This window comes from Pseudomonas sp. 18.1.10 (assembly GCF_024655625.1).
GTDB lineage: Bacteria > Pseudomonadota > Gammaproteobacteria > Pseudomonadales > Pseudomonadaceae > Aquipseudomonas.
Genome location: NZ_JANLGL010000121.1, coordinates 1 through 18311 on the forward strand (window position 1 = coordinate 1; position 18311 = coordinate 18311).

Annotated in this window: 20 protein-coding genes; 11 read left to right on the forward strand and 9 right to left on the reverse strand. The window is 61.4% G+C overall.

Annotation, left to right across the window (positions count from 1 at the left end; translation table 11 throughout):
* Window positions 1–106 precede the first annotated feature (106 nt).
* The 6 genes from NUV89_RS19265 to NUV89_RS19290 form a co-directional block, all read right to left on the reverse strand.
* Complete coding sequence (locus NUV89_RS19265; RefSeq protein ID WP_257782551.1) at window positions 107–1465, reverse strand: DUF1329 domain-containing protein; 1359 nt, start codon at window positions 1463–1465, stop codon at window positions 107–109.
* Window positions 1466–1491: 26 nt separating this feature from the next.
* Complete coding sequence (locus tag NUV89_RS19270) at window positions 1492–3282, reverse strand: DUF1302 domain-containing protein (RefSeq protein WP_257782552.1); 1791 nt, start codon at window positions 3280–3282, stop codon at window positions 1492–1494.
* A 517-nt stretch (window positions 3283–3799) separates the two neighbouring features.
* Window positions 3800–4711 (reverse strand): SDR family oxidoreductase, encoded by a 912-nt coding sequence (locus NUV89_RS19275; RefSeq protein ID WP_257782553.1) that lies wholly within the window; start codon window positions 4709–4711, stop codon window positions 3800–3802.
* Between the two features lie 187 nt (window positions 4712–4898).
* Window positions 4899–5801 (reverse strand): alpha/beta fold hydrolase, encoded by a 903-nt coding sequence (locus NUV89_RS19280; protein WP_257782554.1) that lies wholly within the window; start codon window positions 5799–5801, stop codon window positions 4899–4901.
* Complete coding sequence (locus tag NUV89_RS19285) at window positions 5801–6583, reverse strand: class II aldolase/adducin family protein (RefSeq protein WP_257782555.1); 783 nt, start codon at window positions 6581–6583, stop codon at window positions 5801–5803. Before NUV89_RS19285 ends, NUV89_RS19280 begins: the two co-directional genes overlap by 1 nt.
* 217 nt (window positions 6584–6800) lie before the next feature.
* Window positions 6801–7256 (reverse strand): flavodoxin, encoded by a 456-nt coding sequence (locus NUV89_RS19290; protein WP_257782556.1) that lies wholly within the window; start codon window positions 7254–7256, stop codon window positions 6801–6803.
* Window positions 7257–7385: 129 nt separating this feature from the next.
* Here NUV89_RS19290 and NUV89_RS19295 point away from each other — a divergent pair, with 129 nt between their 5' ends.
* Window positions 7386–7853 (forward strand): PAS domain-containing protein, encoded by a 468-nt coding sequence (locus tag NUV89_RS19295; protein WP_257782557.1) that lies wholly within the window; start codon window positions 7386–7388, stop codon window positions 7851–7853.
* Window positions 7854–7913: 60 nt separating this feature from the next.
* Window positions 7914–8519, forward strand: coding sequence for a hypothetical protein (locus NUV89_RS19300; protein WP_017735039.1), 606 nt, complete (start codon window positions 7914–7916; stop codon window positions 8517–8519).
* Between the two features lie 2 nt (window positions 8520–8521).
* Here NUV89_RS19300 and NUV89_RS19305 read toward each other — a convergent pair whose 3' ends face one another.
* Complete coding sequence (locus NUV89_RS19305; RefSeq protein WP_257782558.1) at window positions 8522–9481, reverse strand: MerR family transcriptional regulator; 960 nt, start codon at window positions 9479–9481, stop codon at window positions 8522–8524.
* Between the two features lie 212 nt (window positions 9482–9693).
* Here NUV89_RS19305 and NUV89_RS19310 point away from each other — a divergent pair, with 212 nt between their 5' ends.
* Genes NUV89_RS19310 through NUV89_RS19335 form a run of 6 tightly spaced genes read left to right on the forward strand, consistent with a single transcriptional unit; the run spans window position 9694 to window position 12630 of the window.
* On the forward strand, window positions 9694–10254 hold the full coding sequence (locus tag NUV89_RS19310) for an antibiotic biosynthesis monooxygenase (RefSeq protein ID WP_257782559.1): 561 nt from the start codon (window positions 9694–9696) through the stop codon (window positions 10252–10254).
* Window positions 10255–10310: 56 nt separating this feature from the next.
* Entirely contained in the window at window positions 10311–11021 is a 711-nt protein-coding gene (gene folM / locus NUV89_RS19315; RefSeq protein WP_257782560.1) for a dihydromonapterin reductase, read from the forward strand.
* Window positions 11022–11041: 20 nt separating this feature from the next.
* Window positions 11042–11602: a GTP cyclohydrolase I FolE gene (gene folE / locus NUV89_RS19320; RefSeq protein WP_017735035.1), complete on the forward strand. Its 561-nt coding sequence runs from the start codon at window positions 11042–11044 to the stop codon at window positions 11600–11602.
* A 2-nt stretch (window positions 11603–11604) separates the two neighbouring features.
* The gene (gene folX, locus NUV89_RS19325) at window positions 11605–11976 is read left to right on the forward strand and encodes a dihydroneopterin triphosphate 2'-epimerase (protein WP_003176029.1); all 372 of its coding nucleotides are present in this window, start codon (window positions 11605–11607) and stop codon (window positions 11974–11976) included.
* A 23-nt stretch (window positions 11977–11999) separates the two neighbouring features.
* The gene (locus tag NUV89_RS19330) at window positions 12000–12296 is read left to right on the forward strand and encodes a DUF1244 domain-containing protein (RefSeq protein WP_010206472.1); all 297 of its coding nucleotides are present in this window, start codon (window positions 12000–12002) and stop codon (window positions 12294–12296) included.
* Window positions 12289–12630 carry a HopJ type III effector protein gene (locus tag NUV89_RS19335; protein ID WP_257782561.1) on the forward strand — a complete coding sequence of 114 codons (342 nt, stop codon included), beginning with the start codon at window positions 12289–12291 and terminating at the stop codon, window positions 12628–12630. The genes NUV89_RS19330 and NUV89_RS19335 overlap by 8 nt, the downstream gene beginning before the upstream one ends.
* A 182-nt stretch (window positions 12631–12812) precedes the next feature.
* Here the strand turns inward: NUV89_RS19335 and trxB are convergent, their stop codons facing one another.
* Window positions 12813–13775: a thioredoxin-disulfide reductase gene (gene trxB, locus NUV89_RS19340; RefSeq protein ID WP_185710369.1), complete on the reverse strand. Its 963-nt coding sequence runs from the start codon at window positions 13773–13775 to the stop codon at window positions 12813–12815.
* 282 nt (window positions 13776–14057) lie between these two features.
* Here trxB and cysZ point away from each other — a divergent pair, with 282 nt between their 5' ends.
* The 3 genes from cysZ to NUV89_RS19355 all read left to right on the forward strand — a co-directional run bounded on the left by cysZ (window position 14058) and on the right by NUV89_RS19355 (window position 16903).
* Window positions 14058–14807 (forward strand): sulfate transporter CysZ, encoded by a 750-nt coding sequence (cysZ, locus tag NUV89_RS19345; RefSeq protein ID WP_207041580.1) that lies wholly within the window; start codon window positions 14058–14060, stop codon window positions 14805–14807.
* A gap of 54 nt (window positions 14808–14861) precedes the next feature.
* Complete coding sequence (locus NUV89_RS19350) at window positions 14862–16040, forward strand: glycosyltransferase family 1 protein (protein WP_257782562.1); 1179 nt, start codon at window positions 14862–14864, stop codon at window positions 16038–16040.
* Between the two features lie 239 nt (window positions 16041–16279).
* Window positions 16280–16903, forward strand: coding sequence for a hypothetical protein (locus NUV89_RS19355; RefSeq protein ID WP_257782563.1), 624 nt, complete (start codon window positions 16280–16282; stop codon window positions 16901–16903).
* Window positions 16904–17023: 120 nt separating this feature from the next.
* On the opposite strand, the gene NUV89_RS19360 is transcribed toward NUV89_RS19355, so the two are convergent.
* The gene (locus tag NUV89_RS19360; RefSeq protein ID WP_257782564.1) at window positions 17024–18127 is read right to left on the reverse strand and encodes an NADH:flavin oxidoreductase; all 1104 of its coding nucleotides are present in this window, start codon (window positions 18125–18127) and stop codon (window positions 17024–17026) included.
* Window positions 18128–18311: the final 184 nt, after the last annotated feature.

Below are 18311 nucleotides of genomic sequence, written 5' to 3' on the forward strand. Positions count from 1 at the left end.
GGCGGTGGATCAGTCAAAACAGCTGCGACTGACACTCCGTATTCGCGAGCAAGCCCGCTCCCACACAAGCCCACTCCCACAGTTGGATTGCATTTCACCTCTGAAATCAGCGTACGCCTTCAGCCCTCAGCGCAGCTGGGGTGTAATCGGCCGCCTTGGCATTGAAGCCAAACACAAAGCTGCTCTTCTCCTCGTTCTTCATGCCCAGCGCGATGTAGCGCCCGGCGATGATGTCGTACAGGGTTTCCACGGTGTAGGCCGGGGTCTGGTGGTTGTAGTAGAACTGCGCATGCCCTTCCGCCACCCGCCACAGTTGGCCACGGCCGTCGTAGTGATCCACCAGCGCCACTTGCCAGCTGTCTTCGTCGATGTACATGTGGCGCTTGGCGTAGATGTGCCGCTCACTCGGCTTGACCGTGCCGACCACTTCCCACACACGGTGCAGTTCGTAGCGGGTCAGGTCCTGGTTGATGTGGCCGGCCTTGATGATGTCGTCGTACTTGAGGGTCGGTTGGTCCAGCTTGTAGCTGTTATAGGGGATGTACATCTCCTTCTTGCCCACCAGTTTCCAGTCGTAGCGGTCGGGGGCGCCGGAGAACATGTCGAAGTTGTCGGACGTACGCAAACCGTCGGACGCGGTGCCCGGCCCGTCATACGCCACTTGCGGCGCACGGCGCACGCGGCGTTGGCCGGCGTTGTAGATCCACGCCAGGCGCGGTTCCTTCACCTGGTCGAGGGTTTCGTGCACCAGCAACACGTTGCCCGCCAGACGCGCGGGCGCGGTCACCGATTGCTTGAAGAAGGTCAGCACGTTGGCCGCCTTGGCCGGGTCCATGTCCGGGATCAGTTGCGGCACCGCCACTTCTTCTTCGAAGCGGATCGGCGTGTAGCTGCCGTTGGTCTGCGGCGTGGCCTGGGTGATGATGCGGCGCAGGTTGCCGCCGTGGTAACGGGTGATGTGGTTCCACAGCACTTCCACGCCATTTTTCGGGATCGGGAAGGCGTAGTAGCGGTTGCCGGTGAAGTTTTCCAGGCCGTTGCCGTCGTTGATCGGCTTGACGTTCAGCGCGCTGCGCTTGATCGACTCGTAGATGTCTGCCGGCAGGTTGACCGTGCGGTGCGTGGTGTACACCGGGATCTTGTAGGTCTCGGGGTAGCGCTTGAACATCGCCACCTGGCCTTCGGAGAGCTTGTCCTTGTACTTGTCGACGGTGGCGGCGGTGATCACGAACAGGGGTTTTTCATTGGCGAACGGGTCGGCGAGGAAGCCTTTGCTGTCCACCGCGCCGGCATTTGTAGGAATGCCACCGGTCCAGGCCGGGATCGAGCCGTCGGCGTTGCCGGCTTTTTCGGCGCCCACCGGGGTGAGGCTGGTGCCGAGCTTGGCGGCTTCTTCGGGCGATACGGCGGCCATGACATGGGCCGCCAACAAACTCAGAGCCAATACAGCAAGTGTCTTACGCATGGAGTCTTGTCCTTCTTTTAGCCAGATCAGAAGTTCACGCCGAAGCTGAGGGCGAGGAAGTCACGGTCGGTCAGGGTGTTGTAGTCGCCGCCGAAAAAGTCGGTGTAGCTCAGGCTGGCGGTGTAGGTGCTGCGGTAATCCGCATCCACGCCGACGCTGATGGCCTTGGCGCCTTTGTTGAACAGGCCGTTGGGGCCGTAGCCGGCGACGTCATGGGACCACGACAGGTTGGGCTTGAGGTTCACGCCGAAGATCGCGTTGTTGTAGTCAAGGATCGCCCGGGCGCGGTAGCCCCATGAGTTGGCCGTGACAAAACCGTCGGTGTCGCCCTGGAAGCCGTAGGCGCCGTAGACCGAGTCGCGGCCGTAACGCAGTTTGGATTTGTCTTCCAGCCCGGCGACGTGCACAAAGGCCGCTTCACCGACCAACGTCAGGCGTTCGGCGCCCAGCACCTGGTCGAAGAATTGGGTCATGGTGCTCTGGATCTGGGTGATTTCCTTGCGGCGGTAGCCTTTGTTGTCGTCGCCGAAGTTGCTGCGGATCGGTGAGGCCAGTTGGCCGGCGACCGGGTTTATCAGGGCCAGGGTCAGGTCGGTGGTGTTGAGCTGCACCGGCGCATTCGGCCGGTAGCTGATTTCACCGGTCCACGCGGTGCCGGTGGGCAAGGTGGTGGAGAAACTGGCGCCGAACAGGCGGATGTTTTCCGGGTAGTCGAGGTAGTACTGGCCACGGCCGAGCATCAGGCTCTGGACCAACCCTGAGCCGGTGCCGGGCGCGATGCCGTTGGCGGCGCCGGAGATAGCGCCGAGCCTGGCCAGCGTGGTGGTGTTGGTGATGGTGCCCACGGTCGGCGTACGGCTGTGGTAGTTCATGAAGTACAGGCCGTACTCGGTATCATCCCCCAGCCAGCGCAGGGCCGCGCCGAACTGGCCGCCGTCACGGGCCTCGCGGTCCCGGGCGCGCTGCACGATCACCCCTTCACGGGTCACTTGAAAACCCTGCCCGAACGCAGCGGCCACCGGTTGCAACGGTGCAATCGCCGGGTTGCCCACGGTGTAGTTGCCGTTGCAACCATGGGCCGCGACGTCGCCACCAAAGAAGGTGCCGCAGTTATCCAGCACGGTGTTCTGCCAGTTCAACTGGTAGAAGCCCTCCACCGTCAGTTGGTTGGTCAGGCTTTGGGAGCCGAACAGCATGTTCACCGGGATCAACCCTTCCTTGATCTCCGCGCCGGGGCGGCGGAAGGCCGACACGTCGATGGGGTTGATGCTGTTGATGGAGTTACCGATAAAGGTGCTCTCGCCCCAGCTCACCACCTGCTTGCCCAGGCGCACGTTGCCCGGTTGGTCGCCAATGGAATAGTTGTGATAGACGAAGGCATCCAGCAGTTGATAACCGGACGAGCGCGCGCCTTCGTCGCGGTGGTGGTTGCTGATCTGTTTGAATTCGCGGTCTTCGTCCTGCAGCTCGAAGTCGTACCAGTACTTGCCACGCACAAACATGCCGCTGTCGCCGTACTTGAGTTCCAGGTCGTGCAGGCCCTTGAAGATCTTGGAGAAGGTTTCGCCCTTCTTGAAGTTCAGCCGTCCGTCATCCCCGGTAGACGCCTGCCCGGTGCCACCATTGACGGTGCCCACCAGTTTCTTATCGGCATCGCGCATGCCCCAACTCGCGCCGACCGACAGCGAGGAGTCGAATTGCCCTTCGATCTCGCCAATGTTGAACGAAACAGCCTGCGCCTGCGCACAGCAACCCAGTGCAACCGCAGCGGCCAGCGCCTGAGGCGTGAAGATGGCGCGCATTGTTGTTTTTGTCATGCGTCTTCCCCGGTGAGTGACAGAAGGCCTCACCCTACTGCCGCGCATCAGGAGCGATAAGCGCACCAAGGAGGGATTCGTGTTGTCGCTCGAAAGGATGAGCGGCCGCGCAGGCCGCGGGTTTTGGCGGGGGTATGGATCGAATGGATGGTGGCTTATCAGGCCAATGGATGGCGCGCCTGGGGACTGTGATCGTTCCCACGCTCCGCGTGGGAACGATCATTGCTGAATCGGTAACAGTCCTTGTCCTGAAGCGCTATTACTCATTTTGTTACAACCGACTATTCTTAGCGCGCTCTCAGGGTAAACCACCCGCTTCCGCAACCGGAAGAACAGCCAGACTCAAATGAATTGATGCCTGTTTTCAATCTGTTACCCGTGTTCACTGACGTGGATTTGTTGCTCCTTGATCCAACGTCTTACTTCGGCCGCTGCCTATGCAGCGGCCTTTTTTATGCCCGCAATAAAACGGGGCGCCTTTAGCGCCCCGCACGATTCACTGTTGTTCAAGCAACGATCAGAGGCTGTACTTCTGCAAGTTGGCCATCATTTCCTTCAGGGCCTCGATGTTGTCCTTGGGGTGAGCAGCGCCTTCAAAGTCGCAGATCTGCTGCCAGTGCGCGGCCACGTCGTCGGGCGAGAAGCCCGCTACCGGGTCGAACCCCACGCCGAGGCTGCGCTCCCAGCGGGTCTTGCCGATCCAGCCGCCGCCCACTTCGAACAGGCCGGCGGTTTCCTCGCATGCCTCGCTGCCCAGGTACACCACCAGCGGGCTGACCAGCTCGGGCTTGAGGCGCTCGAACACCTGCGGCGGGATCAGGCCTTCGGTCATGCGCGTGCCGCCAGTCGGGGCGATGGCGTTGACCAGGATGTTGTTCTTGCGCCCTTCCAGCGCCAGGGTGCGGGTCAAGCCATACAAGCCGAGCTTGGCCATGCCGTAGTTGGACTGGCCGAAGTTGCCGTAGATGCCCGAGGTGGAGGCGGTGAAGATCACCCGGCCATAACCTTGCTCACGCATATGCGGCCAGGCAGCGCGGGTGACTTTGTAGGCGCCTTCGACATGCACCCGGTAAACCAGGTCCCAGTCGCTGTCGTCCATTTTGTGGAAGGTCTTGTCGCGTAGGATCCCGGCGTTGTTGACCACCACGTCGATGCGGCCGAACACTTCCAGCGCGTGCTGCACGATTTTGTCACCGTCGGTGACGGAGTCATGGTTGGCTTCGGCAATACCGCCAGCTTCGCGGATTTCGGCGACCACACGGTCGGCCGCCGAGGCATTGGCGCCTTCGCCCTGGGTCGAACCGCCCAAATCATTGACCAACACCTTGGCGCCGTGCCGGGCGAACAGCAGCGCATGGGCCCGGCCCAACCCGCCGCCGGCACCGGTGACGATCACGACCTTATCCTGGAACTGCACTGACTCACTCATACCGAACTCCGCTGGCGACAATGGGAATGGGTTGAGTGTCAGGCACGGGGGCTTTGGTCACAATAAAGTCGGCCAGGGCTGAATGGTGCGCGATAAGGCTGGGGGATGATGGCAAGGGGCTGACGCTGCTCTCACTGTGGGAGCCAGCTCCCACATAAGCCCGCTCCCACAGTTGAGCTGTGTGCGCTCAGGAATAGGCCATGTAGGGCATCGGCCCGGCGATCCGCTCGCGGAACGCCAGGTAATGCTTGAGCACCTGCACCGGTGCCTCAATCTGCGGGTAGTGGCCAATGTTGGTCAGCAACACCGTATCGGCCTCGGGCACCAGTTGCTGGTAGCGCTGCACCATGTGCGCACCGGAAATCGGGTCAGCCTCCCCGTCAATCACCCGCAACGGTACGTCCTGGCGCTGCATCGCCTCCACCCAACGGTCGCGCAACCGGCGACGCTGGGGGATGTAGGCAATCAGCTTATGCAGAATCCGCGTGCCATCGTTGCAGTTGAGCAGGCTCCAGAAATCATCCAGGGCGCTTTCGCTGGGGCGCGTCGCCGGGCCGAAGATCTGCCGGAAGCTGTCGGACAAGGCATTGCGCCCAAAGGCGCGGCCGATCATCCAGCCGAGCGGGCTGAGCAGGAGTTTCTGCACCAGCGCCGGCCGATGGGTTTCGGGGAATAGGCCACCGTTGAGAAACACGCAACTGGCCATCTGGAAGCGGCCTTCGTAATGCCGCGCGAGCAATTCCTGGGCAACGCTGTCGCCGTAGTCATGGGCCAGGACATGCACCGGCTGATCCACACTCAAGTGCTCCAGCAACGCCTGCTGCACATCGGCCTGCTCCAGCAGGCAATACTCGTGATCGACGGGTTTGTCCGAATCGCCAAAACCGAGCATGTCGCAGGCAATCACCAGGTTGCGCTGGGCCAGGGGCTGCCACAGGTAATGCCAGTCCCAACTGGCCGTGGGAAAGCCATGGATCAGCAGCAGCGGCTCGCCCTGCCCCGCCACCCAATAACGGAGGGTACGGCCACGGAAGACGAAGCTCTGGCTGCGCTTGCGCCAGGCGCTGAGCGGGATCTCGGCGAGTGGCATCAGGTTTTATACCCAGGATCGATGCTGTCCAACTTGCGCAGCAACGCCGGCCAGGCCAGCGCGCCCCCCATTCCTTGTGCACTCTTGGTCACGGCCGCGACCATTGCCTTGGCCCCGGCCAGAATCTGCGGGCCGATGGGGATCAACTCGGCGCCGCCATTTTGCGCCAGCACCTGGATGTCACAGGCACGCTGGAAGGTGAACATCATCAAGAAGGTGTCGGCGATGCTGCTGGCGCAGGTCAGCAGGCCGTGGTTGTGCAGCATCAGGAAGTTGTTGTCGCCCAGGTCGGCCTGTAAACGCGCCTTTTCCTCGTGATTCAGCGCCACACCTTCGTAGGCGTGATAGGCCAGGCTCGCCAGCACGAAGATCGATTGCTGGCTGATCGGCAGCACGCCCTGCTTCTGCGCCGCCACCGCGACACCGGAGGCGGTGTGGGTATGCAGCACGCAGGTGACGTCGTGGCGCACTTCATGGATGGCGCTGTGGATGGTGTAGCCCGCCGGGTTGATCTCGTAGGGACTGTCCATCAACTTGTTGCCGGCCTGATCGACCTTGACCAGGCTCGACGCGGTGATCTCGTGAAACATCAGCCCGTACGGGTTGATGAGGAAGTCATCGGTGCCCGGCACCTTGGCCGAGATGTGGGTGAAGATCAGGTCATCCCAGCCGTGCAACGCCACCAGGCGATAGCAGGCTGCCAGGTCGACACGGGCTTGCCATTCGGCAGCGCTGACCTGGTCTTGGACATTTTGCGGCGATGGAACGGGGGCTAGGCTCACGGCAACGACCTCCTTGGCGCGCTTTCTTATTGTTTTTTTGAGTGATGGGCCAGTCTAGTCAGACCTCATGACGGAAGGGAGTCGCCTTCGCAGCCAGCTTGATGACCGAACGAGTCAGCCATGAGAATAGTTGAAATCCGCGCGCAAGGCGTCAGAGAAGCGCCGCCAAGAAAGGCGCGGCGCCTCGACACGCGCGGGGTGTTGCGCGAGTCGCCACTCAGCCGCGCAGTGCCGTGACCAGTTCAGCCAGCCACGGCTCGGCGTCGGCTTCCGGGGTCACGCTTTCGCTGGCGTCCAGACGCAGCATCGGCAGCACTTCGCGCACACCCAACTCGCCGAACAGCTCACGCAGTTGCTCGCCACCGCCGCAGAAGGTGTCGCCGTAGCTGGCGTCGCCCAGGCCGATCACGGCACCCGGCAGGCCGCGCCAGGCGGCGGGCAGTTGGTCGCGGATGCTTGAATACAAAGGTTGCAGGTTGTCGGGCAATTCACCCATGCCGGTCGTCGAAGTCACCGCCAGAAACGCATCGGGAGCGAAGGCCTGCACATCTGCCAGGGTGGCGCGCGGGTTGTGCCAGGCTTCAAAACCGGCAGCGTTGAGGATACCGGCGGCATGGCGGGCGACTTCTTCAGCCGTACCGTAGACCGAGCCGGAAAGGATGGCGACTTTCATCAATCTGTTCCTGAGGTTGAGTGAAAGCGTGGGATATTAGCAGCTGACGCAACTATTTCAGTGCGCCGCGTGCAACATTCAAACCTTGCCATACACTCCAATCGCCCAAAACAAGCCATGGACCGCTCAATGATTAACGCCAAACTGATGCAACTGGTCGTCAACGCTTCCAACGACGGCATCGTCGTAGCCGAACGGGAAGGCAAGGACAAGCCGCTGATCTACGTCAACCCGGCATTCGAACGCCTGACCGGCTACACCCTGGACGACATCCTGTATCAGGACTGCCGGTTCTTGCAGTCGGGTGACCGCGATCAACCGGGGCTGATAGCCATCCGAGAAGCGTTGGACAGCGGCGGTGCGTGCCGTGAAATCCTGCGCAACTACCGCAAAGATGGCACGCACTTCTTTAACGAACTGTCGCTTTCGACGGTGTACAACGCGGCCGACCAGCAGACCTACTTTGTCGGCGTGCAAAAAGACGTCACCCTTCAGGTCCAGGCCCAGCAACGCGTGGCCCAGCTGGAACGTGAATTGGCCGGGGTCAAGGCCGAGCTGGCCGCCCTCAAAGCGACGAGCGGATCTAACAAAATTTAGAAAATGGGGTCAGTAGAGAGGATAATGGCATTTTAACACCCTCCCCATTGAGCACGATCAATGCACCGCGACGCGCTTCTGACCCAGGATGAGCTGGACTTCATTCAGAACATGCAGCACAACCCCCAGCTCAACCTGCGGGATGCTTCGTCGAGCCTGACCGTCAACGGCGGCGCGCAGATCCGCGATTTGCTGACCCGACTGGCCGCCCACGACCATGTCACCATCCAGGCGCAGTTCGATAACCAGCAGCTCACCTTCCCCCTGCATCTCGTGGAAGATGAGTTTCATGCGGTGCACCTGCGTCTGGGGGTGCCGAGCATTTTCGAAGACGGCCCGATGATCCGCCCATGGCGCCTGGCGCTCGAAACGCCAGTCGCACTGGAGAACATCAAGGGCACACCCGGTGCCTTGTGGGTACACGAAGTGTCGTTCAAGGGGGTGCTGGTGGAGATCCGTGGCCGGGTCAAGGCGCCCAAGACCTTTGCCCTGTGGTTCAGCCCTTCCGGTTACGAACGCATTGCGCTACGCGGCACGCTGGAGCGGGAAACCGCGCGCGGCCTGTTCGCCTATCGCCTGAACCAGAGTGATGCGGATGAAATCGAGCGCCTGCGCCAATTCATCCTGCACCAGCACCGCCTGGTCCACCCGCACGTGCACGCCTGATCTCAGGTATCCAGCCGACCACTGAGAAACTGTTGCAGGCGGCGCTGCATCAAGCGTCCTTCATTGCCCAGGCAACCGACGGAAGAACCGGCCAGATCGTCCTCGGCCAGGTCCGATGCCGCCCCCGCCAGGAACAACGGGCAATCCAGGGTCAGCGCCAAGCGGTTGAGGCGACCGGCCAAATCCTGGCCATGGGAGTGGTTGGAATACACGATCAGCGCCTGGGGCCGGGTCTTTTCACACAGCAGCATCAACTCATCCACAGGCTGGCCCATGGCGATCACCTTCACCGCCAGGTCATCGCGACCGATCATTAGGGCTGCCACCAGCAGCTCCAATTTACGGCACTCACCGGGCATGGCCGCCAGCAACACGCGCGGGGCCGACGACGCACAGCCGACATTCAGGCGCTGCCAGGCCTGCACCCGCAAAAAGGCATCGAAGAACAACCATTCACTGGCCTGGCCAAAGCGGCCCTGATGACGAAGCAGATCGTGCCAGAGGGGCATCAGGATGTCCTGGAATGCCACGCTGAGGGGGTAGGTCGCAAAGATCTGGCCGTACAGGTGCTCCAGCCGCCGATCGTCGAATGCACTCACGGCCTGCCTCAACCTTGCTTGCCATTGCGGCCACTCGGTCTCCTCGACCGTGTCGCGCTCGCCACGTACGGCGTGCGCCTGCTGGTCGTCGCGGGCCAGGATCTTGCCGACCTTGCTGACGGCCACGCCCCGTTCGATCCAGTCGAGGATGCGATTGACCGTCTCGATATCGGCCTTGGAATAGAGGCGATGCCCGCTTTCGGTGCGCGTGGGCTGGATCAGGCCGTAGCGCCGCTCCCAGGCACGCAGGGTGACCGGGTTTATGCCTGTCAATCTCGACACTTCACGAATCGGAAACAGCTCATCGGAATCAGTCGCATCCAGATGCAAAATGCTATCAAGCGGAGCAGTAATCACGGGCATTTGAGACCAAAAAACCAATGGCAATTGGGGTCGCCATTTAACGCCTTAAGACCTGTCTTTTTCAAGTTCCCCAAGCTTCGGACCAATGCCACTGGCGTATTTTTGCAAAACAGGAATAATCCTTGCGTGTTTTTACATAGCGGCACTACCCCGCCGCTATGTTCGTGCGCCGCCTACCCGGCCCAGCGCACCCGTATATTTGGAGATACACAATGTCTACCTCACCCGTCACCCTGATGGTTGCGCGCCGCGTGGCCAAAGGTCGTTACGAAGAGTTGATGGCCTGGCTGCGCGAAGGCGAGCAACTGGCCACGGACTTCCCCGGTTACCTGGGCTCTGGCGTGCTTGCGCCGCCGCCCAACGATGACGAATTCCAGATCATCTTCCGTTTTGCCGACGAAAAAACCCTGCATGCCTGGGAGTTTTCCGCCTCCCGCAGTGCCTGGCTGGGCCGTGGCAGCGAGCTGTTCGCCGACCCGTCCGAGCATCGCGTGAGCGGCATTGATGGCTGGTTCGGCGCCGTCGGCGCACGGCCGCCGCGCTGGAAGCAGGCCGTGGCGATCTGGCTGGCATTTTTCCCGGTGTCGTTGATCTTCAATTTTGTATTGGGCCCGTTGCTCGCTGATTTGGAGTTGGTCCCGCGCGTGCTGGTCAGCACCCTGGCACTGACGCCGCTGATGGTTTACCTGTTCATTCCACTCTCGACCCACCTGCTGGCCAACTGGCTGCATCCCGCGCCGGCACCGCGCAAGGCTACTGAAGCCGCCGCGTGAGTACAGGGGGCCGCGGCGCTGGTATGATTTGAGCCTGCCAGCGAATCGAGCCCCCCATGACTGCAACACACGCCCCGATCCTGATTACCGGCGCCGGCCAACGTGTCGGCCTGCATTGCGCCCAGCGTTTGCTCGACGATGGCCATTCGGTGATTTTCAGCTACCGCAGCGAACGCCCTGGCGTGCAGGCCCTGCGCGAGCGTGGGGCGATCGGTGTGTTTGCCGACTTCTCCAGCGAAGCCGGCGTCATGGCGTTTATTGCCGAACTGAACACCCACACCCAAAGCCTGCGCGCGATCATCCACAACGCCTCGGCGTGGGTCGCCGAAACACCCGGCGACGAAAGCCGCGCCTTTACCGACATGTTCAGCGTACACATGCTTGCGCCCTACCTTATCAACCTGCATTGTTCACCCTTGCTGCAACGCTCAACGCCAGCCGACATCGTGCATATCAGCGATGACGTGGTGCGCAAGGGCAGCCGCCAGCACATCGCCTATTGCGCGACCAAGGCCGGGCTCGACAGCCTCACGCTGTCGTTCGCCGCGCAGTTCGCGCCGCGGATCAAGGTCAACGGCATCGCCCCGGCGATGGTGATGTTCAACGACGGCGACGACGCGGCCTACCGTGCCAAGGTGCTGGCCAAGTCCGCACTGGGCATCGAACCCGGGCCCGAGGTGATCTACCAGAGCGTGCGTTACCTGCTGGACAACCCCTATGTCACCGGTACCACCCTGACCGTCAACGGCGGGCGGCATATCAAGTAAGCCGTTTGTGAGGATGTTGTATGACCTTGTCCCTGCCCCAACACTACCGCGAGATCCTCAAGAGCCTGGGCGAAGACCCGGAGCGCGAAGGGTTGCTCGACACCCCCAAGCGTGCGGCCAAGGCGATGCAGTACCTGTGCCACGGCTACGAACAGAACCTGGATGACATCGTCAACGGCGCGCTGTTCACCTCCGACAACGACGAGATGGTGATCCTCAAGGACATCGAGCTGTACTCGCTGTGCGAGCACCACCTGCTGCCCTTTATCGGCAAGGCCCACGTGGCCTATATTCCGACCGGCAAGGTGCTCGGCCTGTCGAAGCTGGCGCGTATCGTCGACATGTATGCGCGGCGCCTGCAGATCCAGGAAAACCTCACGCGGCAAATCGCCGACGCCATCCAGCAAGTGACCCAGGCCGCCGGCGTGGCGGTGGTGATCGAAGCCAGGCACATGTGCATGATGATGCGCGGCGTGGAGAAACAGAATTCAACCATGAACACCTCGGTGATGCTCGGCGCGTTCCGCGAGTCGAACACCACGCGCATGGAGTTCCTGCAACTGATCGGACGGAGCAAGTAGCAATGCCACAACTTCAACCAGGCATGGCGCGCATCCGGGTCAAGGACCTGTGCCTGCGCACCTACATCGGCATCAACGAGGACGAGATCCTCAACAAGCAGGATGTGCTGATTAACCTGACCATCCTGTATGCCGCCCAGGAAGCCGTGCGCGACAATGACATCGACCACGCGCTGAACTACCGCACCATCACCAAGGCCATCATTGCCCACGTCGAAGGCAACCGCTTTGCCTTGCTGGAGCGCCTGACCCAGGAGCTGCTGGATTTGGTGATGAGCAATGAATCGGTGCTGTACGCCGAAGTCGAAGTGGACAAGCCCCATGCGCTGCGCTTTGCCGAATCGGTGTCGATTACCCTGGCGGCCAGCCGCTAACCCCTGAGATTTGCGTGAGCCCTATGAACGACCAACAACGTCTCGAACTCGAAGCCGCCGCCTTCCGCCGACTGGTGGCCCACCTGGACAGCCGCAAGGATGTACAGAACATCGACCTGATGAACCTCTCCGGTTTCTGCCGCAACTGCTTGTCCAAGTGGTACAAGGCCGAGGCCGATGAGCGCCAGATCGAGCTGAGCCTCGATGACGCCCGTGAAGTGGTGTACGGCATGCCGTACGCCGAGTGGAAAGCCCAATACCAGAAAGAAGCCAGCGCCGACCAACAGGCGGCGTTCGCCAAAGGAAAAACCCATGACTGATTTGAATACCCTGCGCGCCAGCCTCAACAGTGGCGAACACGTTTTCGCCGACACCTTGGCTTTTGTTGCCGCAGGTTATGAGTACCAACCACAGGCCTTTACCAATGGCGACGTGGAAAACGCTGCCGGGCAGAACGAAGGGTCGTGCAAGACCTTGGGCCTGGCTGTGCTGGAAGGCTTGAGCGACCAGGAAGCGCTGCTGGCGTTTGGCGAGCATTACCGTTCGGTGGTGGCCACGCCTGAGGGCAGCGACCATGGCAATATCCGTGCACTGATCGCCCATGGCCTGGCCGGCGTGACGTTCACCGCACAGCCCCTGACCCGCAGATCCTGAGTCAGACACAAATCAAAATGTGGGAGCGGGCTTGCCCGCGAAAGCGGTGGGTCAGTCGCCTGATTCAGTGACTGACACTCAGCATTCGCGGGCAAGCCCGCTCCCACATTTGTCCTGCGGTGTTAGTTAAATCGTGGGTATAAAAAAACCGGCCTCGCAGCCGGTTTTTTTAGTTCAACGATTTAGAACGCAGCGTCCTTCAAACCGTCCAGGTAACGCTCGGCATCCAGTGCCGCCATGCAACCAGCGCCGGCCGAGGTGATGGCCTGGCGGTACACGTGGTCAGCCACGTCACCGGCAGCAAAGATACCTTCCAGGTTGGTGGCAGTGGCATTGCCTTCACGGCCGCCTTGCACCACCAAGTAACCGTCTTTGGCTTCCAGCACGCCTTCGAACAGCGACGTGTTCGGCGTGTGGCCGATGGCGATGAACACGCCGTCGACGGTCAGCTCGTCGAAGCTGCCGTCGTTGTTTTTCAGGCGGGCACCGGTCACGCCCATGTTGTCGCCCAGGACTTCGTCCAGGGTGGCGTTGAGCTTGAGGATGATCTTGCCTTCAGCCACACGGGCGTGGAGCTTGTCGATCAGGATCTTCTCGGCGCGGAAGGTCTCGCGGCGGTGAACCAGGGTCACGGTGCTGGCGATGTTGGCCAGGTACAGCGCTTCTTCCACGGCAGTGTTGCCGCCACCGACAACAGCCACTGGCTTGTTGCGGTAGAAGAAACCGTCGCAGGTCGCGCAGGCGGAAACGCCCTTGCCCATGAACGCCTCTTCCGACGGCAGGCCCAGGTAACGGGCGCTGGCGCCGGTGGCGATAATCAGCGCGTCACAGGTGTAGACGCCGCTGTCGCCGGTCAGGCTGTAAGGCTTTTTCGAGAAGTCGACTTTGTTGATGTGGTCGAAGACGATCTCGGTTTCAAAGCGCTCGGCGTGTTCTTTCATGCGCTCCATCAACACCGGGCCGGTCAGGCCGTGCACATCGCCGGGCCAGTTGTCGACTTCGGTGGTGGTGGTCAACTGACCGCCCGCCTGCATGCCGGTAATCAGCAGCGGCTTGAGGTTGGCCCGCGCAGCGTAGACGGCGGCGCTGTAACCGGCAGGGCCGGAACCGAGAATAATCACTCGCGAATGACGGGTATCAGACATGACTCACTCCTATCGACCACCCGGACAACAAGGCGGCTGGAATAAAAAAGGACCGCGAAGCACTTGGGGAAGGCTTGAACTCGCACGTCCTGAAAAATAATGGGTGCAGCGTATAGAGGGGGGCAAGATTAAGGAAATACGGATTAACAATCCAGCTCATAGGCGGTCTCTATGCAGTTGACGTGGTTGATCGACGCCTTTGTTACCGCTGATGTCGCCGCTTTCGCCCAGGTTATAAAGCCGGTAAGGTCGGCGCGTTCGTCCCTTTGCTCGGAGTTGTCCATGCCTGCCCCTGCTCTTTCCGGCCCGCAATACCTGCGTGAAGGCCTCAAACTGGTGCTCAGCCCCGGCTTGCGCCTGTTTGTATTGCTGCCGCTGGCGATCAACCTGGTGCTGTTCGTCGGTTTGATTTATTTCGCCGGCCATCAGTTCAGCCTGTGGGTCGATCACTTGATGCCGACGCTGCCAAGCTGGCTGGGTTTTCTGAATTACTTGCTGTGGCCGTTGTTTGTGGTGCTGGTGACCCTGATGGTGTTTTTCACCTTCACCATGCTGGCCAATATCATCGCCGCGCCGTTCAACGGTTTTCTGTCGGAGAAAGTCGAAGTGGTGGTGCGCGGCACCGATGACTTCCCTGCTTTCAGCTGGGGCGAGCTGATCGCCATGGTGCCACGCACCTTAGCCCGGGAAATGCGCAAGCTGGGCTACTTCCTGCCGCGGGCCATCGGCCTGTTTATCCTGTCGTTCATTCCGGTGGTCAACCTGATCGCCGCGCCGCTGTGGCTGCTGTTCGGGGTGTGGATGATGGCAATCCAGTACATCGACTACCCGGCCGACAACCACAAGCTGGGCTGGAACGAGATGCTCGCCTGGCTGCGCCAGAAGCGCTGGCAGAGCATGAGTTTCGGCGGCATCGTCTACCTGGTGTTGCTGGTGCCGGTGGTCAACCTGCTGATGATGCCAGCAGCGGTGGCCGGGGCCACGTTGTTCTGGGTGCGCGAGCAGGGCGCCGAGACGATGGCCAAGTCATAAATCCATCATCCCAATGACACAATGACGACACGGCCCACAGCGACACTGTGGGTCATGACGACAGCCTCGCTTCACATCACCCTGATTACTGAAACCTTCCCGCCTGAGATCAACGGGGTGGCCAATACCCTTGGTCGCCTATGCGATGGTTTGCGCGCTCGCGGCCATCAAGTCGAGCTGGTGCGCCCGCGCCAGGGCAGCGACCAGAGTCGCTCCAGCGATGGCGAGTTGCTCTTGTGCCGCGGCTGGCCATTACCCGGCTACCCGGGCCTGCAGTGGGGCCAGTCGTCGATGCACAAGTTGCTCAGGCGTTGGACGCGCCAACGCCCGGACGTGCTGTACATCGCCACCGAAGGGCCATTGGGCTTATCCGCCTTGCGCGCGGCACGACGCCTGGGGATCAGTGTGGTCAGCGGCTTTCACACCAATTTCCAGCAGTACTCCAACCAATACGGCTTGAGCCTGCTGAGCCGGATGGTCACGCACTACCTGCGCTGGTTTCACAACCGGTCGACCCTGACGCTGGTGCCCAGCGCCAGCCAGCGCCTGGAGCTGGAGCGCCGCCATTTCGAGCGCTTGGGAATGCTATCGCGTGGGGTGGACAGCCAGTTGTTCCACCCGGCCAAGCGTGACAATGCACTGCGTGAGAAGTGGGGCCTGGGCAATGACGATATTGCCGTGCTGCACGTAGGGCGCCTGGCCCAGGAAAAGAACCTCGGTGTGCTCAAGCGCTGCTTTGACTCCCTGCGCAGCACTTACCCACAGCGGCGGCTGAAACTCATCATCGTCGGCGATGGCCCGCAACGCCTGCCGCTGGAGCGTGCCCTGCCCGACGCGGTGTTCTGCGGCACCCAACGTGGCGAGGAGCTGGCGCGGCACTATGCGTCGGGCGATCTGTTCCTGTTTCCCAGCCTCACCGAAACCTTTGGCAATGTGGTGCTGGAGGCCATGGCTTCGGGGTTGGGCGTGGTGGCGTATGACCAGGCGGCCGCGACCCAGCATATCCGCCACGGCTACAACGGCGTGCTGGCGATGCCCGGGGATGAGGAGGCGTTTTGCGATGCGGCCAACTGGCTGCTGGAAGAGCGAGAGAATTTGCGCAGGGCCCGCCTCAATGCTCGCCAGCACGCCAGCCGTCAGGGCTGGCCGGCGATTATCGAGCAATTCGAGAACCAGTTACGGGGTGTGTGCAAGGAACATTTGGCCGCACCAACAGTGCCTTACGCTCGTTGAATGGTCAGCAGATAACGTGAGTCGGTTCGCCCTCCTGCCAGCCTAGCCCGCGTGCAATGGCCCAGACACTAGGAGTTTTCCCGAGGCACCGTCTGAATCGGCATGCCACAACGGGATATTTCAGGAACGTCGCGCCAATTATCACCACCTACATGACACCTGCCATACGAGGGGTGTCTTCCCGATGAAGCCCCCAGAAAAGGCAGGTCACTTATGACGAAACATTAATAGAGCGCACTATGTCCACACTGATAAACGGATCAATGGCACTACAACGCCTACCTCTGCACACGCCAACTCAGCGGCCGGCAGATGCTTACCCCTCTACAAGTGCACATAACGACCACAGCCGCGACCGCCCGCAGCTCCATCGCCCAGATACCGGCTGGCACCGTCCGCAACCCAACCGCCCGGGCAGCAGCTGGCAACCTGCGCAACCGCAACGCCCGGACACCAGCTGGCACCGTCCGCAACCTCATCGCCCGAATAACAGCTGGCAACCTGCGCAACCCCAACGCCCGGACAATAGCTGGCACCGTCCGCAACCCCATCGCCCGGATAACAGCTGGCAACCTGCGCAACCCCAGCGCCCGGACAACAGCTGGCATCGTCCGCAACCCTACCGCCCGGATAACAGCTGGCACCCTGCACAACCCCAACAACCAGACACCAGTTGCCACCGTCCGCAACCCAACCGCCCGGATAACAGCTGGCGCCCTGAACAGCCCCAACGCCCGGACCACCAGACCACCGCCTACGACCAATATCAGCCACACACTCAGGATCGTCCGTACGCACAGAACCGGACATTTCCCTATCAACCCCCTCACATCGAACAGGCGGATGAGCACTTTCACGCCTAACCCAACTTGACCGGTAACACACTACAAACCTTGGAATCAGTGACGGCCTGAAACCAAACGGGGGCTGGGTATCCCTACCCAGCCCCCGTCAGATAGCGGGAACAGATTTCGGCCCCCCCTTCAAACCAGCGTCATCAACGCCTCACGACTGAACGGCAAGATATCCCCCTCGCGCCCTTCACGCACCTTGACCGCCCAATCCGGGTCCACCAGCAACGCACGGCCCACAGCGACCAGATCGAACTCATCATTGTTCAGGCGCTCCAGCAGTTTCTCCAGGCTGGCCGGTTGCGCGACCTTGTCGGTGTTGACCATAAACTGCAGGAACTCGCCATCCAGGCCGACGCTGCCCACGGTGATAGTCGGCTTGCCGGTGAGTTGGCGCGTCCATCCGGCCAGGTTGAGGTCGGAACCTTCGAATTCCGGCTCCCAGAAACGCCGCGTGGAACAGTGGAAAATATCCACACCGGCGTCAGCCAGCGGCTTGAGGAACTCACCCAGCGCCTCGGGGGTTTGCACCAGGCGCGCGGTGTAGTCCTGCTGTTTCCACTGGGAAAAACGGAAAATGATCGGGAAGTCCGGGCCCACAGCGGCGCGGGTGGCCTGGATCAGCTCGATGGCAAAACGCGAGCGATTGGCCAGGCTGCCACCGTACTCGTCGGTGCGCTGGTTGCTGCCTTCCCAGAAGAACTGGTCCACCAGGTAGCCGTGGGCACCGTGGATCTCTACGCCGTCCATGCCGATGCTCTGGGCATCCTTGGCGGCCTGGGCGAACGCATCGATCACGTCCTTGATGTCTTGGGTGGTCATGCCGTGAACGACCACATTGCCGTCCTTGAGTTTTTCCATCGGGCCATAGGCCGGCACGCTGGCGTCGGGCTCGGTGCCGATACGGCGCACGCTGCCGACATGCCACAGTTGCGGGACGATCTTGCCACCTTCGGCGTGTACGGCATCGACCACTTTTTTCCAGCCGGCCAACGCCGCTTCACCGTAGAAGTGTGGGACGTTGGGGTAACCGTTGGAGGCCTGGTGGCCGACCACAGTGCCTTCGGTGATGATCAGACCCACACCTGCGGCCGCACGGCGACGGTAGTACTCGATGACTTTGGAATTGGGTACGCCGCCCGGCGAGAACGAGCGGGTCATCGGCGCCATGACCACACGGGTGGACAGTTGCAGAGCACCGAGCTGGAAGGGTTTGAACAGGGCTTGGACAGGCATGGGTAGGCTCCACGTAAGGCGGGTTTATGACGTGGATAATATGGGCCGCATGCAGGGCTGAACAGCACTATTGATCTGAGTGATTAAAGGATAAAAGCGAAGGTGGACGCTTGCCTGTGGCGAGGGAGCTTGCTCCCGCTGGGCTGCGTAGCGGCCCCAAAAGCTTGGGAGCACTGCGCACTCC

What these genes read in the sequence shown, in the direction of transcription:
- NUV89_RS19265 (WP_257782551.1), bottom strand. Translation starts at nt 1,465, where the DNA reads ATGCGTAAGACACTTGCTGTATTGGCTCTGAGTTTGTTGGCGGCCCAT.
- NUV89_RS19270 (WP_257782552.1), bottom strand. Translation starts at nt 3,282, where the DNA reads ATGACAAAAACAACAATGCGCGCCATCTTCACGCCTCAGGCGCTGGCC.
- NUV89_RS19275 (WP_257782553.1), bottom strand. Translation starts at nt 4,711, where the DNA reads ATGAGTGAGTCAGTGCAGTTCCAGGATAAGGTCGTGATCGTCACCGGT.
- NUV89_RS19280 (WP_257782554.1), bottom strand. Translation starts at nt 5,801, where the DNA reads ATGCCACTCGCCGAGATCCCGCTCAGCGCCTGGCGCAAGCGCAGCCAG.
- NUV89_RS19290 (WP_257782556.1), bottom strand. Translation starts at nt 7,256, where the DNA reads ATGAAAGTCGCCATCCTTTCCGGCTCGGTCTACGGTACGGCTGAAGAA.
- NUV89_RS19295 (WP_257782557.1), top strand. Translation starts at nt 7,386, where the DNA reads ATGATTAACGCCAAACTGATGCAACTGGTCGTCAACGCTTCCAACGAC.
- NUV89_RS19300 (WP_017735039.1), top strand. Translation starts at nt 7,914, where the DNA reads ATGCACCGCGACGCGCTTCTGACCCAGGATGAGCTGGACTTCATTCAG.
- NUV89_RS19305 (WP_257782558.1), bottom strand. Translation starts at nt 9,481, where the DNA reads ATGCCCGTGATTACTGCTCCGCTTGATAGCATTTTGCATCTGGATGCG.
- NUV89_RS19310 (WP_257782559.1), top strand. Translation starts at nt 9,694, where the DNA reads ATGTCTACCTCACCCGTCACCCTGATGGTTGCGCGCCGCGTGGCCAAA.
- folM (WP_257782560.1), top strand. Translation starts at nt 10,311, where the DNA reads ATGACTGCAACACACGCCCCGATCCTGATTACCGGCGCCGGCCAACGT.
- folE (WP_017735035.1), top strand. Translation starts at nt 11,042, where the DNA reads ATGACCTTGTCCCTGCCCCAACACTACCGCGAGATCCTCAAGAGCCTG.
- folX (WP_003176029.1), top strand. Translation starts at nt 11,605, where the DNA reads ATGCCACAACTTCAACCAGGCATGGCGCGCATCCGGGTCAAGGACCTG.
- NUV89_RS19330 (WP_010206472.1), top strand. Translation starts at nt 12,000, where the DNA reads ATGAACGACCAACAACGTCTCGAACTCGAAGCCGCCGCCTTCCGCCGA.
- NUV89_RS19335 (WP_257782561.1), top strand. Translation starts at nt 12,289, where the DNA reads ATGACTGATTTGAATACCCTGCGCGCCAGCCTCAACAGTGGCGAACAC.
- trxB (WP_185710369.1), bottom strand. Translation starts at nt 13,775, where the DNA reads ATGTCTGATACCCGTCATTCGCGAGTGATTATTCTCGGTTCCGGCCCT.
- cysZ (WP_207041580.1), top strand. Translation starts at nt 14,058, where the DNA reads ATGCCTGCCCCTGCTCTTTCCGGCCCGCAATACCTGCGTGAAGGCCTC.
- NUV89_RS19350 (WP_257782562.1), top strand. Translation starts at nt 14,862, where the DNA reads ATGACGACAGCCTCGCTTCACATCACCCTGATTACTGAAACCTTCCCG.
- NUV89_RS19355 (WP_257782563.1), top strand. Translation starts at nt 16,280, where the DNA reads ATGTCCACACTGATAAACGGATCAATGGCACTACAACGCCTACCTCTG.
- NUV89_RS19360 (WP_257782564.1), bottom strand. Translation starts at nt 18,127, where the DNA reads ATGCCTGTCCAAGCCCTGTTCAAACCCTTCCAGCTCGGTGCTCTGCAA.